At 54.0% G+C, this 14,753-nt stretch carries 13 protein-coding genes; 12 read left to right on the forward strand and 1 reads right to left on the reverse strand.

Annotation, left to right across the window (positions count from 1 at the left end; all coding sequences use genetic code 11):
- Positions 1-16: 16 nt before the first annotated feature.
- From PFRI_RS10220 to PFRI_RS10230, 3 genes are all read left to right on the forward strand, one after another.
- Complete coding sequence (locus tag PFRI_RS10220; protein WP_072630620.1) at positions 17-685, forward strand: response regulator transcription factor; 669 nt, start codon at positions 17-19, stop codon at positions 683-685.
- Complete coding sequence (locus tag PFRI_RS10225; protein WP_084649665.1) at positions 682-2,058, forward strand: sensor histidine kinase; 1,377 nt, start codon at positions 682-684, stop codon at positions 2,056-2,058. The genes PFRI_RS10220 and PFRI_RS10225 overlap by 4 nt, the downstream gene beginning before the upstream one ends.
- Before the next feature lie 149 nt (positions 2,059-2,207).
- Positions 2,208-2,504, forward strand: a complete 297-nt coding sequence (locus PFRI_RS10230) for a DUF2322 family protein (protein WP_245812338.1) — start codon at positions 2,208-2,210, stop codon at positions 2,502-2,504.
- Between the two features lie 193 nt (positions 2,505-2,697).
- Here the strand turns inward: PFRI_RS10230 and PFRI_RS10235 are convergent, their stop codons facing one another.
- Positions 2,698-3,474 carry an IclR family transcriptional regulator gene (locus PFRI_RS10235; protein WP_084649666.1) on the reverse strand — a complete coding sequence of 259 codons (777 nt, stop codon included), beginning with the start codon at positions 3,472-3,474 and terminating at the stop codon, positions 2,698-2,700.
- A 153-nt stretch (positions 3,475-3,627) separates the two neighbouring features.
- On the opposite strand from PFRI_RS10235, the gene PFRI_RS10240 reads away from it, so the two are divergent.
- The 9 genes from PFRI_RS10240 to PFRI_RS10280 all read left to right on the forward strand — a co-directional run bounded on the left by PFRI_RS10240 (position 3,628) and on the right by PFRI_RS10280 (position 14,702).
- Complete coding sequence (locus tag PFRI_RS10240; protein WP_072630609.1) at positions 3,628-4,578, forward strand: tripartite tricarboxylate transporter substrate-binding protein; 951 nt, start codon at positions 3,628-3,630, stop codon at positions 4,576-4,578.
- Between the two features lie 78 nt (positions 4,579-4,656).
- Entirely contained in the window at positions 4,657-5,196 is a 540-nt protein-coding gene (locus PFRI_RS10245; RefSeq protein ID WP_072630610.1) for a tripartite tricarboxylate transporter TctB family protein, read from the forward strand.
- An 11-nt stretch (positions 5,197-5,207) separates the two neighbouring features.
- A complete protein-coding gene (locus tag PFRI_RS10250; RefSeq protein ID WP_072630611.1) occupies positions 5,208-6,731 on the forward strand; it encodes a tripartite tricarboxylate transporter permease in 1,524 nt (507 codons plus the stop codon).
- The gene (locus PFRI_RS10255) at positions 6,728-9,184 is read left to right on the forward strand and encodes an FAD-dependent oxidoreductase (RefSeq protein WP_072630612.1); all 2,457 of its coding nucleotides are present in this window, start codon (positions 6,728-6,730) and stop codon (positions 9,182-9,184) included. The genes PFRI_RS10250 and PFRI_RS10255 overlap by 4 nt, the downstream gene beginning before the upstream one ends.
- A gap of 18 nt (positions 9,185-9,202) precedes the next feature.
- Positions 9,203-10,438, forward strand: coding sequence for a Tm-1-like ATP-binding domain-containing protein (locus tag PFRI_RS10260; protein WP_072630613.1), 1,236 nt, complete (start codon positions 9,203-9,205; stop codon positions 10,436-10,438).
- Complete coding sequence (locus PFRI_RS10265; RefSeq protein WP_072630614.1) at positions 10,431-12,473, forward strand: oxidoreductase; 2,043 nt, start codon at positions 10,431-10,433, stop codon at positions 12,471-12,473. Before PFRI_RS10260 ends, PFRI_RS10265 begins: the two co-directional genes overlap by 8 nt.
- Before the next feature lie 116 nt (positions 12,474-12,589).
- A complete protein-coding gene (locus PFRI_RS10270) occupies positions 12,590-13,903 on the forward strand; it encodes an NIDO-like domain-containing protein (protein WP_072630615.1) in 1,314 nt (437 codons plus the stop codon).
- Positions 13,904-13,944: 41 nt separating this feature from the next.
- Positions 13,945-14,442 (forward strand): hypothetical protein, encoded by a 498-nt coding sequence (locus tag PFRI_RS10275; RefSeq protein ID WP_072630616.1) that lies wholly within the window; start codon positions 13,945-13,947, stop codon positions 14,440-14,442.
- The gene (locus PFRI_RS10280) at positions 14,400-14,702 is read left to right on the forward strand and encodes a calcium-binding protein (RefSeq protein WP_072630617.1); all 303 of its coding nucleotides are present in this window, start codon (positions 14,400-14,402) and stop codon (positions 14,700-14,702) included. Before PFRI_RS10275 ends, PFRI_RS10280 begins: the two co-directional genes overlap by 43 nt.
- Positions 14,703-14,753: the final 51 nt, after the last annotated feature.

The following is a 14,753-nucleotide window of genomic DNA, read 5'->3' on the forward strand; positions in this document are numbered from 1 at the left end:
CAGCAAAGGCAAAAAAATGCGCTTCGCAGTCGTAGAGGACAACCAAACATTGGCCAAAGGCATCGCGCACCAGTTGCGGGATCAAGGCCACGGCGTGGACGTCTTGCATGACGGTGCTGCTGCTTTGGAATTTCTGCTCCATGACAGTGCGGATATGGTGATTTTGGATGTGAACCTGCCCACACTTTCAGGCTTTGAAGTGCTGCGCAGTCTACGCACTGCGGGCAAAACGATGCCTATCATAATGCTCACAGCACGCGGAGATTTGAAGGATCGCGTTGCTGGGCTGGATGCAGGGGCGGATGATTATTTGATCAAGCCTTTCGATATGGAAGAGCTCGATGCCCGCATCCGCGCTTTGATAAGGCGTAAACCGCTAGACGATGGCGCGCTCGTGCAAATTGGGGTGCTGAGCTATGATCGTACTGGGCGAAAACTACAGGTGTCAGGCGCGGACATTTCGCTGACCCAACGCGAGCTCGCGGTGTTTGAGTGCTTGTTCGAACGCTCTGGGCAGCTCGTTTCGAAAACGCAAATCGCGGATCATCTATATGGCATCGGCGCTGAGGTCGAAGAACGCGTGATTGAGGTTTACGTCTCGCGCCTGCGCAAGAAACTGAGCGCAGCAGAGATCAAGATCAAAGCCGCGCGCGGGTTGGGATACATGATGGCTATCCCTGCATGAACTGGCCCCGCATGAACTGGCTTCGCGGCTCTTTGCGCCTGCGCTTATCGGTTTTGATTTTGCTGCCGTTGATCCTCGTGTCCTTCGTTGCGGTCAATTGGCGTTTGAACAACGCACGTTCAACGTCCGAAGGGATCTTTGATCGGAACCTCGTGATGCTCAGCCTCGCGGTGTCGCGCGATGTGGCCTATTCGGGGGGTGACACACTTTCAGAAACCACCTCAAGGCTGTTCCAAGAGGTGACAGGCGGCTCTGTCTTTTATCACGTTTATGGCCCCGACGGCAGTTTTGTGACAGGCTACTCTTCGCCACCTGTGCGCCCTAGTGAAATTGCACTTGAACCCAACACACCCTTATTGTTCGACACCCGCTACCTAGGCATTCCTGCGCGCGCTGTCAGTCTCGCGGAACGCGTTGAGATTGACGGTATTCGCGGTCTTTCGGTGGTCACTGTTTGGCAACATCTGCAAGCACGCCAAGATTTTGCCCAAGCGCTCGCGCTGCAAGCGGTGTTGCTTGCCCTGATTTTAGTGCTCACTGTTGCGATGGTTGTCTATTTTGGTGTGCAAATCGGCCTGCGCCCGCTGCAACAACTCGAAGCCGCGATTCAGCAACGCTCCACCGCTGATCTGCGCCCGATCGAGCGTCATATCCCCGCAGAAGCGCGCGGCATTGTGCAACGTCTCAACGAACTCTTTGGTAAACTGACGGAAGCACAAGTTTCCAAAGACCGCCTGATTTCAAACGCGGCACATCAGCTGCGCAATCCTGTGGCCGCGATCCATACGATGGCGCAAGCGGTGGAAGCATCCAAAACCATGAAGGACAGTCGCGAGCGGGCGTCTGAGTTGGTGCAAGAAACGCGGCTTGCTATGCACATCACCCAACAAATGCTGTCTTTGGAACGGCTTAAGGCGGTTGAGCCTGATTTGGTCTCTACGGACCTCAACACCTTTCTGACGGGCATAGCTGGCCGCATCGGACCAAGCGTTCTGAGTGCGGATGTGGATTTTGAACTGTCGCTTGCGCCTGAGCAAATCAGCGCACGGATTGATCCGACAATGTTTGGCGAAGTTCTCAGCAACCTTGTTGATAATGCACTGCAACACGCAGGCCCTAAGTTGACGCAAATCAAAGTGACTTTGGCGCAAAATGAAGCGCGCGCCTGTATCGGTGTCGAGAATGATGGTCGCGCGATAACAGCCACAAACGCACGCCATATTTTCGAACGCTTTGCGCAAGGTAGCGAAAGCCAAGGTGCAGGGCTTGGGCTGTCGATTGTTCACGAAATTGTTGCAGCGCACGGTGGTGATATCGAACTGACCACCGAGCCTGTAACGCGCTTTGAAATTTTTCTGGATGCTGCGGATTAACTCAAAGCAAACGGCATGAAAAACGACATTAGTTTGCGTGAACGCCTCACCACTTCTTGGCGCGCCGCGTCGAAAACTGTAGAAAGCGATAAAATGTCGTCAGAGAAAGAACTCCACATGATCCAACCCACCGCATCGTTCAAAACAATTTGCAACTTTTGCCTACAGTCGATGGTGTTGAACGTCTCGATCTGGTTGATCCGGAAGGTCAAGTCGTTGCGTCGATTTTAAATCAGCCGGGAAAACAGGGGTCACTTTGTGTTTATCAATACCTTGATCAGACCTTTGGCATTATCGATGCGAAAGCAGCCGCGCATGGGCTTGCGGTGTTTGGTGAACATACTGAAGACGCAAAGCTGCGCCCCGGTGCGCATCCGAATATTGATTTTCTGACAGCCATTCTCGACGGCGGTAACCCGTTGAGCGTCCGACTAACGACAGCGTAACGCTGTCTGTAATGTTCTGAGTATCCAAAGTAAGTGCTGGGCTATGCACGTCTTAGAGTGTGCTGAGGACTGAGGCTTTGCAAAATAAAACCCTGCCCCCTCGCGATCTTGGCAAAGATCATTGCAAAAAGATAGCAGCAAAAAACTCTTTGGTTTAGCGGCCGATAGATTGCGGCTTTTCAAGCGTGCGAGCTTACAGGTTTACAGGCAAGACGCCGCCAATCTTGTTCGTAATGATCTGAGAGACACGGCGCAGTTCTGACGCGATTTGTGTTTGCAAATCAGGTGTCATTCGTAGCGCAACTGATGCGATGGCTACGGAGCCAACCGCATGCCCCGTTTGACCAAAGATGGGCGCAGCTGTTCCGACGACATCATCCTCGAACGTGGATTGAACACACGCAATGCCACTTTCTCGGCAGACGTTCCATTCCGTCCGCATATCTTCCTTGTTTGAAGGCGTTTTTGGCGTGTAGGGCGCAAACTCTAACCGATCTAACAGCTCTTTTTGCGCTTCATCCGGTAAGTGTGCAGCGATCGCAATGCCAGAAGCAGTGGCGTGCCACGGCAATGCCGTAGAGGGGCTCACATGCACAAATAACGCGCGGTTGGGGCTACTGATCGCGACGGTTACAGGATCGCGGCCCGCCATCAGTGTGCCATGCGCCGTTTCGCCAACCCGCGTGGCCAAGGCGTCCAAGTGCTCGGCAATAATCGATTCTACCGGAAAGCTCTGCTCTCTGATTTGAGCGAGGTGAAAAGGCGATAGCCCGACCCTGTATTTTCGGCTCAACACATCTTGTTCAACGAAACCATTGCGCTCTAGTGCGTTCAGACAACGTAGTGTCGTCGCCTTGTCAAAACCGGACTTGCGCGCGAGTTCCGACAGGCCAAGCTCGGGAATTTGCGGTGAAAAAAACCGCATGAGCGAAAGCGCTTTATCAACAGTTCCCATCATTTGCTTTGGCATAGGCGTTAACTTTTTTGGCGATAGGGTTTCACAGGAAATTCGAGCGTTGACAGGTATTCGCGATCATCGCACAGTAGTTGAACCATTTGGTAGCAATAGTGAACCGACTACACAAGAGAGTCTGGCGCTTTATCCATCACCGGGAGAGATGAAATGAAATACTTAACCTCAACAATCTTGGCCGCTGGCCTTGCCGCGACGGCGCTTGTGGCACCGTCCGTGGCCCTTGCTGAATACCCAGAAAAGCCTGTGTCCTTTATCGTTCCATGGCCTCCGGGTGATCTTGAGGACGTGTTGACGCGGATGATCGCGGAAGACTTTCAGACAGAGTACGGCGTCGCAGCCGCAGTTGTGAACAAGCCCGGCGGCGGCGGCGGTCCTTTCCCCGGTGCGATTGAAGTCGCGAATGCGCCTGCAGATGGCTACACCATTGGGTCCTTCATCATTGCGATCCCTGTCGTTGGCCCGCAGATCGGTATTCCAGAGCTGAACCCGAACCCGTTCGAGCCGCTCGGCAATTTCTTGACTTACCCCTTCGTGATCGCCGCTGGTGGCGACGCGCCTTATGACGATATTGCTGGCCTTGCAGAGCACGCAAAGTCTAACGACGTTGTGCTTGGCCACTTTGGTGCGCCGCTTGTGCCAACGCAGGTGACTATGGGCCTTGCTAAGGAAATGGGCTTCTCTTTCGCGTCTGATGCGGCGTTTGACATGCTTGATTGTAACTCCATCGCGTCTGGTGATGTGGATGTGATCAACACCACGCTTCAGTTGATCCTGCCTTGCCTTGATGACGTAAAGGTGCTCGCTTCTATCGGGTCCGAGCGTATTTCGCTGACGCCTGACACGCCAACAGTAGCAGAGCTTGCGCCTGCGCTGGATGTCGCGCTTTGGAATGGTCTGTTTGTTCACAAAGACACACCTGCCGATGTGCGCGAAAAGATCATTGCTGTCGCAAAGAAAACAGTGATGTCAGAGCGTGCGCAAAAGCTTGCCGCTGAAACTGGCGCGCTGGTTTACTGGCAGGATGTTGCTGCGGTTACGGCTCAGATCACGACCGATATCGAAACACTTGCTGGCATCGAAAAGATGCTCTCTGAGTAAGGCTCAAATCTCTAGGATCGGGCGGCCTGTTCGCCCGATCTTTCACATTTCAGATCTTTCAATAACAGGGTTATCCGCATGTCCCGTGTCAAGACATTGCAAGAGCTGTTCAAGCGCTACCGTCGCCCCGGCGATATCGTGTTCGCTTGGGCATTTCTGATCCTGTCGCTCTTTCTTGTGAGCCAGCTGGATAGCCAGGCCCCTTGGAAACCTAGCGCCAAGACGTTCTCACAACCTGCGTTTTGGCCCACTGTGGCCGTCTACGCGATGAGTTTGTTCGCGGCGTTTCATTTGCTCTCTTCATTCCTCTCCGAGCGGTTAGAAGGCCGCTGGATCGAGATCTGGAATTGGGTGAAATCTGTCGAATATGCGGGCTGGTTCATGGCCTATGTGTCTTTGGTGCCAAAGCTTGGTTACCTGCCAATGACAATGGTTTTCGCCGTTCTGCTTGGGCTGCGTGCCGGGTATCGCTCGCTCAAAGTATTAGGTTTTCTGCTGTTGCTCGCCGTTATTATTGTTGTGGTGTTCAAAGGCTTTTTGCAGGTCAAAATTCCCGGCGCTGCGATTTATGAATACCTTCCAACTGCGATGCGCAGTTTCTTCCTCACATATTTTTAGGGGGCTAACCCGTGGACGCACTCATTTCCGGCGCAGGCCTTCTCGCTGATTGGCAAGTTATCGTCGCGTTGCTCGTTGGCTCTATTGGCGGTGTGATCATCGGTGCTATTCCGGGCGTTGGTGCGGCGGTTGCGATTGCGATCCTTTTGCCTGCGACTTTCTCTTTGCCGCCTTTGGTCGGCCTCACAATGCTCCTTGGGATCTATGGATCCTCCATGTATGGCGGCGCAATTCCTGCGGTGTTGCTCAACACACCGGGCACGGCCGTGAATGCGCTGACGACCTATGACGGCTACCCGATGACCCAAAGGGGCGAGGGGCGGCGCGCGGTTGCGCTGGCTTATTCGGCCTCGTTTTTTGGGGGTATCATTTCGATCATCGCTCTGATTGCTTTGTCGCCCCTGCTCGCCGCGATTGCGCCGATGTTTGGCTCGCGCGAAATCTTCCTCGCGGCTTTGCTCGGCATAATTCTCGTCATTTTAGCCCATCGCGGCCAAACCTTTGCCGCAGGCATGCTGGCAGCATTTGGTATCTTGTTGCACACGGTCGGATTAGAGCCCGTCAATTACACGCGCCGTTTCACATTCGAGCAAAGCTGGCTTGCGTCAGGGGTTGATCTTATCGTTGTGGTGCTTGGCCTTTTCGCGTTGAGCCAAGCTTTCCTTCTCTTGAGCCAACCTGACGAGCAGCCGCAAACCACGTCTGTAGAAGGCTCTGTTTTGTCAGGTCTCAAAGAGTTGTGGCTTTATAAACGCGTCGCGACTGTCGCGTCAGGTTTTGGCGTGATGATGGGTATGGTGCCAGGTGTCGGGGAATTCACGGCGCAATTCATGTCCTACACCTATGCGCAAAAGACCTCGAAAACGCCGGAAATGTTCGGCAAAGGATCGCCCGAAGGATTGATCGCATCAGAGGCGGCCAACAATGCTGTCCCAGCCGCCGCAATGATCCCTTTGCTGGCGCTGGGCATACCGGGCGAAGCCCTCACGGCGATGATGCTATCGGTCTTTTACGTGCATAACGTCATACCGGGCCCGCAGCTGTTCCAGAACCAGATGGACTTTGTCATGGCGCTCTACCTTGCGCTTTTGGTGCTCAATGTGCTGGTCCTCGTGTTCTTGTTGTTCTCGACCAATATCCTGACGCGTATCATCCAAGTCCCGACGCGACTTGTGGGCATTGTCATTTTGCTGCTCAGTTTTGTGGGCGTCTACAGTCTGCGCAATTCGATCACTGATTGTGCGATCGCTTCTGTCTTTGGTGTGCTGGGTGTGATCCTGAAACGGCTTAATCTTCCTTTGGTGCCGATCATCCTTGGCATGGTTCTGGGCGGTATCATGGAAGTCAAACTGCGCTCGTCTATGCCGCGCGTGAAAACGCCGCTCGATATGATTGATCGCCCGATTGCAATGATCCTGTTTGCTTTGATCTTGCTGGTTATCGCACTGCATATCCGCACCTTGGTCCGCGAGTATCGCAACCCACCTAAAAATCCCGATACGGACATTCACGCGACACAAGGTGGGCAGCAGTGACGCACCCCGCGAGCGCGCCTGTTGTCATAATCGGCGGCGGTATCATTGGCTGCTCGACGCTCTACCACCTTGCGCACAAAGGTGTGCCAGCGGTGTTGCTCGAGCGTAAGCAGATTGCATCCGGCACCACTTGGCACGCTGCGGGCATTGTTGGGCAGTTGCGCGAAAGCGCGGCGCAGACGGAGCTGTCCAAATACACGGCCCGCCTGTTTCAAACGCTCGAAGAAGAAACGGGCCAAGCGACTGGCTACAAGCAAAACGGCACTATCAATTTGGCGCTGTCAGATGTGCGGATGGAGCAGATTAAACGCAGTCATGATCATGCTTTGCGCATGGGTATTAAGAGCCATCTTTTGACGCCCGAAGAAACGGCAGAGCGTTGGCCGTGGGTAAACTATGACGGGGTGCAAGGGAGTTTCCATGTTCCTTCAAACGGACAGGTAAACCCGCTTGATGTGTGTCTTGCGATGGCGAAGGGCGCGCGTCAAAAGGGCGCTCAAATATTTGAACACACCGCCGCCACGCGCATTCTCACTAAGGCGGGACGCGTGATTGGCGTGGAGACCGACAAAGGCGTGATCGCCACCGAAAAAGTCCTGCTCGCTGGGGGGATGTGGACGGCGCGCTTTGCCAAAGCCCACGGCGTCACAGTGCCTCTGCACGCGGCAGAACATTTCTACATCGTCACAGAACCCGTCAAAGACTTGCCCAAAGACCTACCGATCCTCAACATCCTCGAAGAGCGCACTTATTGGAAAGAAGACGCCGGAAAACTGCTGATCGGCGGGTTTGAGGCGCGCGGCAAAGCATGGGCCAAGGACGGTATTCCTCAGACCTTTGAATTTGATGAGCTGCCCTTTGATATGGATCACGCAGAGCCTGAGTTGCAGGTCATGTTCGAACGTATGCCTGCGCTTGCGGATATGGGGATCCAGACGTTCTTTAATGGTCCTGAAAGCTTTACTCCAGACGGGCGTCCGTTTATCGGTCCTGCGCCGGAAATGCCGGGATTGTTCATCGCGGCGGGGATGAATTCCAATGGAATTTTGAATTCGGGCGGTGTTGGGTTGACCATGTCTGAATGGATGACCGACGGGATGCCTAAACGCGGCATGGGGTCCATCATGGCCGCGCGCGCGCTGCCTTTTCAATCCAATCTCGCCTATAATGCAGAACGTGTAACCGAGGCGATTGGCCTTCATTATGGCCTACATTGGCCCGGTCGCCAGATGGAAACTGCGCGGGGTGTGCGCCGTGTTCCTTTGCATGAACCACTCGCCAAAGCAGGCGCCAAATTTGCAGAGCGGATGGGCTGGGAGGTGCCGATGTATTTCGACACCGATACTGCGGATTGGCCGAATGAACCCTCAATCGGGTATCAAGCGTGGTCGCCTTGTATCGCGCAAGAGGTGAAGGCCGTGCAAAACGCGGCTGGTTTGCTCGATCAATCCATGTATGCGAAATTGCTGTTGGCTGGCCCTGATGCTGTGACGCTTTTGAACCATATCTGCGGTGCTCAGATGGATGTTGCCGTTGGCACCAGCGTCTACACCCAGTTTCTAAACAAACGCGGCGGGATGGAGGCGGATGTCACTGTGACCCGACTTGCAGATATGCGCTTTATGATCATCACTGGCCACCCCAGCCAAGCGCGTGACATGGCGTGGATCAAAGCGAATGCCGATCCAAACTGGCAGGTTGAGCTGATCGACATGACCTCTGCCTATAGCCTTTTGACGATCCACGGCCCTAAATCGCGCGCGATTTTGCAAGCTTTAAGCAGTGACGATCTCTCTAACGACGCGTTCCCATTTGGGGCCGCGCAAGACATGGATGTCGCCTTTGCGCGTGCTTGGGTCATCCGGCGTTCTTTCTTTGGTGAACTGGGATATGAGTTGATGATCCCGTCCGAGTTTAGTGCGCACGTCTATGAAGCGTTAATGCGTGAAGGCGCGCCGTTTGGGCTGCGCCATGTTGGCATGTTTGCGATGAACGCCTGTCGTTTGGAAAAAGGGTTTCGCCATTTCGGTCATGACATTGCCGAGGATGATACACCTTTTGAGACGGGTCTTGGCTTTGCCGTTGATCTCTCAAAGGCCGATTTTATTGGGAAAGCCGCACTGCTCAAACAGAAAGAAACCTACATGGCCGCTGTGCCAGACAGGCTTGTCGCAATCGCTGTCCCAGAGCTGACCCTTGAGAACGGACCGTATCTGTCGCACGATGAAACGATCTGGAAGAATGGTGACATGGTGGGCTACGTGACCTCAGGTGGATGGGGGTATCGATTGCAACAAATGATCGGAATTGCGACGCTGCATCAGAGCGGCGGTGTAACGAAAGCTTGGATCGATGAGGGTGGTTTTACTGCGCGGATTGCGGGTGTTGATTATCCAATCCACGTTCAACTCGCGCCGCTTTATGACCCCCAAGGCGAAAAGATGCGCAGCTAAGACGCGAAAGGACATGAAATGACAAAGACCATACTCGTGATCGGCACATACGACACCAAAGACGAAGAGCTGCACTACATTTGCGAGCGTATCGCGGCGCAGGGCGGCAAAGTTTTGTCGATGGACGTGAGCGTCTTAGGCGATCCGTCAACACCGACGGATGTTTCAAAGCATCAAGTTGCACAGGCAGCAGGATCGTCGATCCAAGCAGCCATAGACAGCGGGGACGAGAATACCGCGATGCAGATCATGGCGCGCGGTGCATCCGTTCTGACGGCGCAGCTCTATGGTGCGGGCAAGATCGACGCAATGCTTGCACTGGGCGGAACCATGGGCACCGATCTTGCGCTGGATTGTGCACAGGCTCTGCCACTTGGCGTGCCGAAATATGTCGTTTCCACTGTCTCTTTCTCACCGCTTATTCCTGCGGATCGCCTTAGTCCTGATATCCAGATGATACTTTGGGCCGGTGGTTTGTACGGGTTGAATTCAATCTGTAAATCTTCGCTTTCGCAAGCGGCAGGTGCGGTTCTTGGTGCGGCGAATGCGGTTGAGCCGCCAGTCTCTGACAGACCTGTCATTGGCATGATGAGTCTCGGATCGTCGTGTTTGCGTTACATGAAATACCTGCGCGACCCGCTGCAAGAGCGTGGCTTTGAGGTTGCGGTGTTTCACGCCACCGGCATGGGCGGCATGGCGTTTGAGGCACTCGCGCGCCAAGGATATTTTGCGGCTGTTATGGACTTCGCATTGCCGGAGTTGAGCAATCTAATGGTCGGCTCAGTGGTCAATGCAGGTGCGGATCGTCTCACCAATGCAGGTACGCAAGGCATACCGCAGATCGTTTCGCCCGGCTGTGCGGATCTGATTGATTTCGCGGGTTGGCAAGACATTCCAGAGGCCTACTCGGACCGTCCGTTCCATGCGCACAATCGTTTGATCAAATCCTCAGGTCTATCGCCTGATGAACGTCGTGCTTTGGTACGCGATATCGCAACGCGTTTGAAGGGGGCGAAAGGACCGGTGCATGTTCTGATGCCAACCCAAGGGGTCGAAGAGTGGGATAAAGAGGGCGCGCCAGCGTATGATCCAGAGGGTCTCGCGGCGATGGTCGACGAGATGGGCAAAGCCATCAAAGCGCCCGCAGAGCTGACGATGATTGATTGCCACATCAATGATGAAGCGTTTGCCGACGCGGCTTTGGCTATTCTTGATGCTTGGATTGCCGATGGCACTGTGAAGCTCGATGCTTGACGTCAGCAAAACCGATGAGCGTTACAAAGTCCTTTTCGAACCGGTGAAAATCGGCCCTGTGATTGCACCAAACCGTTTCTATGCTGTTCCGCATGCGATGGGTCATTCGCCGCTGATGCGCAATGGTAGCCATGCGATGCGCGCCACCAAGGCCGAGGGCGGCTGGGGCACGGTTTGCATGCAGCTGGCGGAGATTGATCCGACCTCTGATATTTGTGATCTCCCGATTGAGACATTCTGGGACGAAGGCGATGTGCGCGAGCACCGCGTTTTGACTGATCGGTTGCGTGAAATTGGCTCGCTATCCGCGATAGAGATTGCGCACACAGGTATTCGCGGGCGCGGCATGGGAACGGGGATGCCTGTCTGGGGTCCGTCGAATTTGCCCTGCCTGAAGCCGCAAGTGCCTGTGCAATCCAAAGCGATGGACAAGGCAGATATCAAAGCTTTGCGACAGAGTTTTCGTGCTGCTGTGCGGCGCGCCAAACAGGCGGGATATGACATCGTCTATATCTACGCGGCACATGATGCGTCGATCCTTTGGCACTTCCTTTCGCCCGCTTACAATCACCGCTCTGACGAATACGGCGGCAGTTTCGAGAACCGTTTGCGCCTCATGCGCGAAGTGCTCGAAGAAACGGTCGAAGAAGCGGCCGGAGAAATGGCTGTGGCGGTGCGCCTTGCTGTGCACGAAGTCGGTGGGCGCGGAAAGATTACCCATGACGGCGAAGGGCGCGATGTGGTCGAAGCTTTGGCAGATTTGCCTGATCTTTGGGACGTCAATATCGCCACATGGCCACACGACAGCGGCACCGCGCGGTTTGACAATGAAGGTTGGCAAGAAGAGTTCACGTCCTTTGTAAAGCAAGTGACGTCCAAACCCGTTGTGGGTGTTGGGCGCTTTACTTCACCCGATACAATGGTCAGCCAGATTAAACGCGGTGTGCTTGATCTTATCGGTGGCGCACGCCCGTCGATTGCGGATCCTTATTTGCCCAACAAGATCCGCGAAGGCCGCATCGAGGATATTCGCGAGTGCATCGGCTGCAACATTTGCGTGTCCTCTGATGCGTTTTCGATCCCTTTGAATTGTACACAAAACCCTACGATCTCGCAGGAATGGAAACGCGGATGGCATCCTGAAAACGTGCCACATGCAAAGGTTAAGAAAAACGGGCTTGTGGTTGGCTCTGGTCCTGCTGGCTTAGAATGCGCGTTGGTTCTTGCGCGCGCTGGGCATCACGTCACGGTTGCTGAAAAAGCGGGCGAGCTGGGCGGCAGATCACTGTCCGAGAGCCGCTTGTTCGGGCTGGGCTCTTGGGCGCGGGTGTCGGATTATCGGCTCTATCAGCTGCGCCAAATGAGCAATGTCGATTTGTTTGCTAACAGTGATCTTAATGCTGAAAGCGTCGCAGAGATGGGCGCGGATCATACGTTTATCGCAACCGGGTCCCATTGGTTGAAGAACGGTCTGGGCAGCACTCACTTTGAAGCAATTAAAGGCTTCGAAGAGAACGCGTTGAGCGTCGATGAGATCATCAAAAGTGCCAAGCCCGAAGGTCCCATCGTGATCTACGATGATGAACATTACTACATGGGAAATGTGATCGCTGCGCATTTCGCTCAACTTCGCCACGACGTGACTTTGGTCACTCCTCAACCCTATATCGCGGGTTGGATGGGCTACACGCTAGAGCAACCGCGGGTGAACAAGCAGATGTTAGAGCTTGGCGTCAAGGTGGTCCCAAATGCTGTTGCGAGCCATCACGATGGATCCGCGCTGCATCTAAGTGATGCCAATACAGGTGCGCTGCTCGCGCCGGTTGCAGGGACGTTGGTGCCTGTGGGGCTTCGTGCGCCCAATTTGGAACTTTGGCAGGCTCTGGATGGGCTTGAGAACAAAACACTAATCGGCGATGCTGTCGCGCCAGGCATCATTCAATCTGCTGTCTTTAGCGGGCACAAAGCCGCTAGGACTTTTTTGAATCGCGGCGTTGAACCTGCGATGAAGCGCGAACGGGGTGTGCTTTATTAAAAGCGACGTATTTAGCCCACCGCTGCTAACCAAGTCTTTAACCAGCCGCGATACCGCTTGCTTGAATCTGCCCCCTCACTCTGGGGCTGTCAGCATAAAGCGGGGCGCAAATCGATATGGCTACTTTGGATTCTGGTCTTGGTGGTATCGCGAGCTTTGGTGAGAACGATTTCTCGTCCGCCACAAAAGTGTTGGGCGACAATGATGATGGTGCCGTTGCTGTAAATGTGACTTCGGTGTTCAGTGGTGGCATCAATTTTTTTGGCACGAACTACACCGAAATCTACATAAATTCGAACGGTGCGATTTCTTTTGGTTTAGCAAATAATGCCTATGATTTCGCTGGTGCCGATGACTTTTTCGCCCCGGCACTACTGCCGTTTTACTCAGACATAAGCATCGGCAACGGTGGCGAAATTTATTGGGATCTTGACCCTGTAAACGGGAATATAACCATCACCTGGGACGCGGTTTCACCTTACAGCGGATCAGGGTCGAATTCGTTTCAAGTCGTTCTCAGTGATGCAGGCGGCGGCGAAATGGACGTCGAATATATCTATGGCGACATGCAATGGGGTGATGTTGGTGGCAACGCTGCGACGGCGGGATTAACGGATGGCGGTGCGAATACGTATGAGCTTGAGTTTTCTGGCAATTCAACTGCGATGCAGAGTTATGAGAGCAATGATTTCGACAATGGTGATCCCGCAGGCATTTTCAGTACAAGCGATAGCTTTCCCTATGTTCTGATTGTCGCAGGCAGTAGCGGAAACGATATTCTGGGCCTTGGGTCCATTGATATTGCAGGCAACATCATTTCAACGGGCAATGATGTCATTCTGGGCGGGGCTGGCGATGACACGATCAGCACTGGCTCAGCTGAGAGCATAAACTGGGTCGCATTCGGGGCTGGCGCGGATGCGAACGGAACCACGGGACAGGACTTTTTTCAGTACACAGGCAGCTCTGGCAGCAGTGCAACGATCCGGATGAACAATTCTCCGGATGCAGGCGATGCAGATAGTGTTGCTGATTATATCCATGTCATCTCAGTCGATAACAACGTCTCGCTGATGGTTGGCGACTTTGCGGTTGGCACGGATAACGATGCGCTTTATGGTGGAGGTGACGCCGATACATCTGAGCTTAAGGACAGTTTTGGCTCTGATGTTGTCTTTGGCGGTGAAGGCGGAACAGACAGCGATGTCATTAACGCAAGTGGCATGACTACTGGCGTTAATGTTTGCTTTACAGTGGATGAGGCAGGGCAAGTCACGTCTGGTGCCAACACGCTCGATTTCGCCGAGGTGGAGAGTTTTGATTTAAGGGCTCAAGCCGACACCTTAGTTGGGACCAGAACAACATCTGGCATTAACGCCGATGGTGGCGGCGATGACAGCTTTTTAGGGGGCAGTGGAAACGACAGCTGATCGGCGACAACGCGGTCACATTTAAAGTCACCGCGCTGCGTTTGGGCGCAGATTATACAATCAATACGGGTGATCTGGACAATGGCAGATTTGGCACGACGCTTTCTGTCACATCCACCAGCTCTGCGACGTTCATCGCCAATAACTTTGAAATTCGCGGCGATGCGACGAACGAAACCTTCACTCACATGGATCAAGGCATTGTCATTCACGGTGTCAATTATAGCGTCCTTTTTGACCACCTTATTGCCTATACAGATGATAACACAGATGACACCTACACATTTGCGGCGATTGACGTCGATCTCAATTCAGATGGGACTGCCGGCAACGGTGAGGATGGCGTTTACCTAGTCCAAGTCAGCGGCCCCGCAGTACCAAATGGCGCTAACCTGACCTTTTCATCCTTGTTGGATAGCAATCCTGCTCCATTTGATCTGGTTGGGTTTGATGTTGGTGGCAATGACACGCTGGAGGGCGGAACCGCCTTGACATATTGTCAGGCGGTCTTGGTGAAGATCTCCTTGATGGTGGCGTAGGCGCGGATTCGATTGCGGGTGGCGACGGCAGTGACACACTTACGGGTGGGGCAGGTGCCGATACGTTAGACGCGGGGCATGACGCCGATACATTCGCGCTCCAAGATGGCTTTGGCAGTGATGTCATCGAGGGTGATGAGGGCGTATCCACCGGCACTGATACGGACCAGATCAGCACAACTTCGTTGACAGCGGGCGTCGGGATCGTCCTCACCGGGGCTGAATCTGGGACACTTTCAAGCGGTGACCTGCCCCCCTAGGCTCCCTCATTCATAACGAGAGTTTGCGGGTTTGGATTTCATATTCTTTAT

Source organism: Planktotalea frisia, assembly GCF_001890925.1.
Classification (GTDB): Bacteria; Pseudomonadota; Alphaproteobacteria; order Rhodobacterales; family Rhodobacteraceae; genus Planktotalea; species Planktotalea frisia.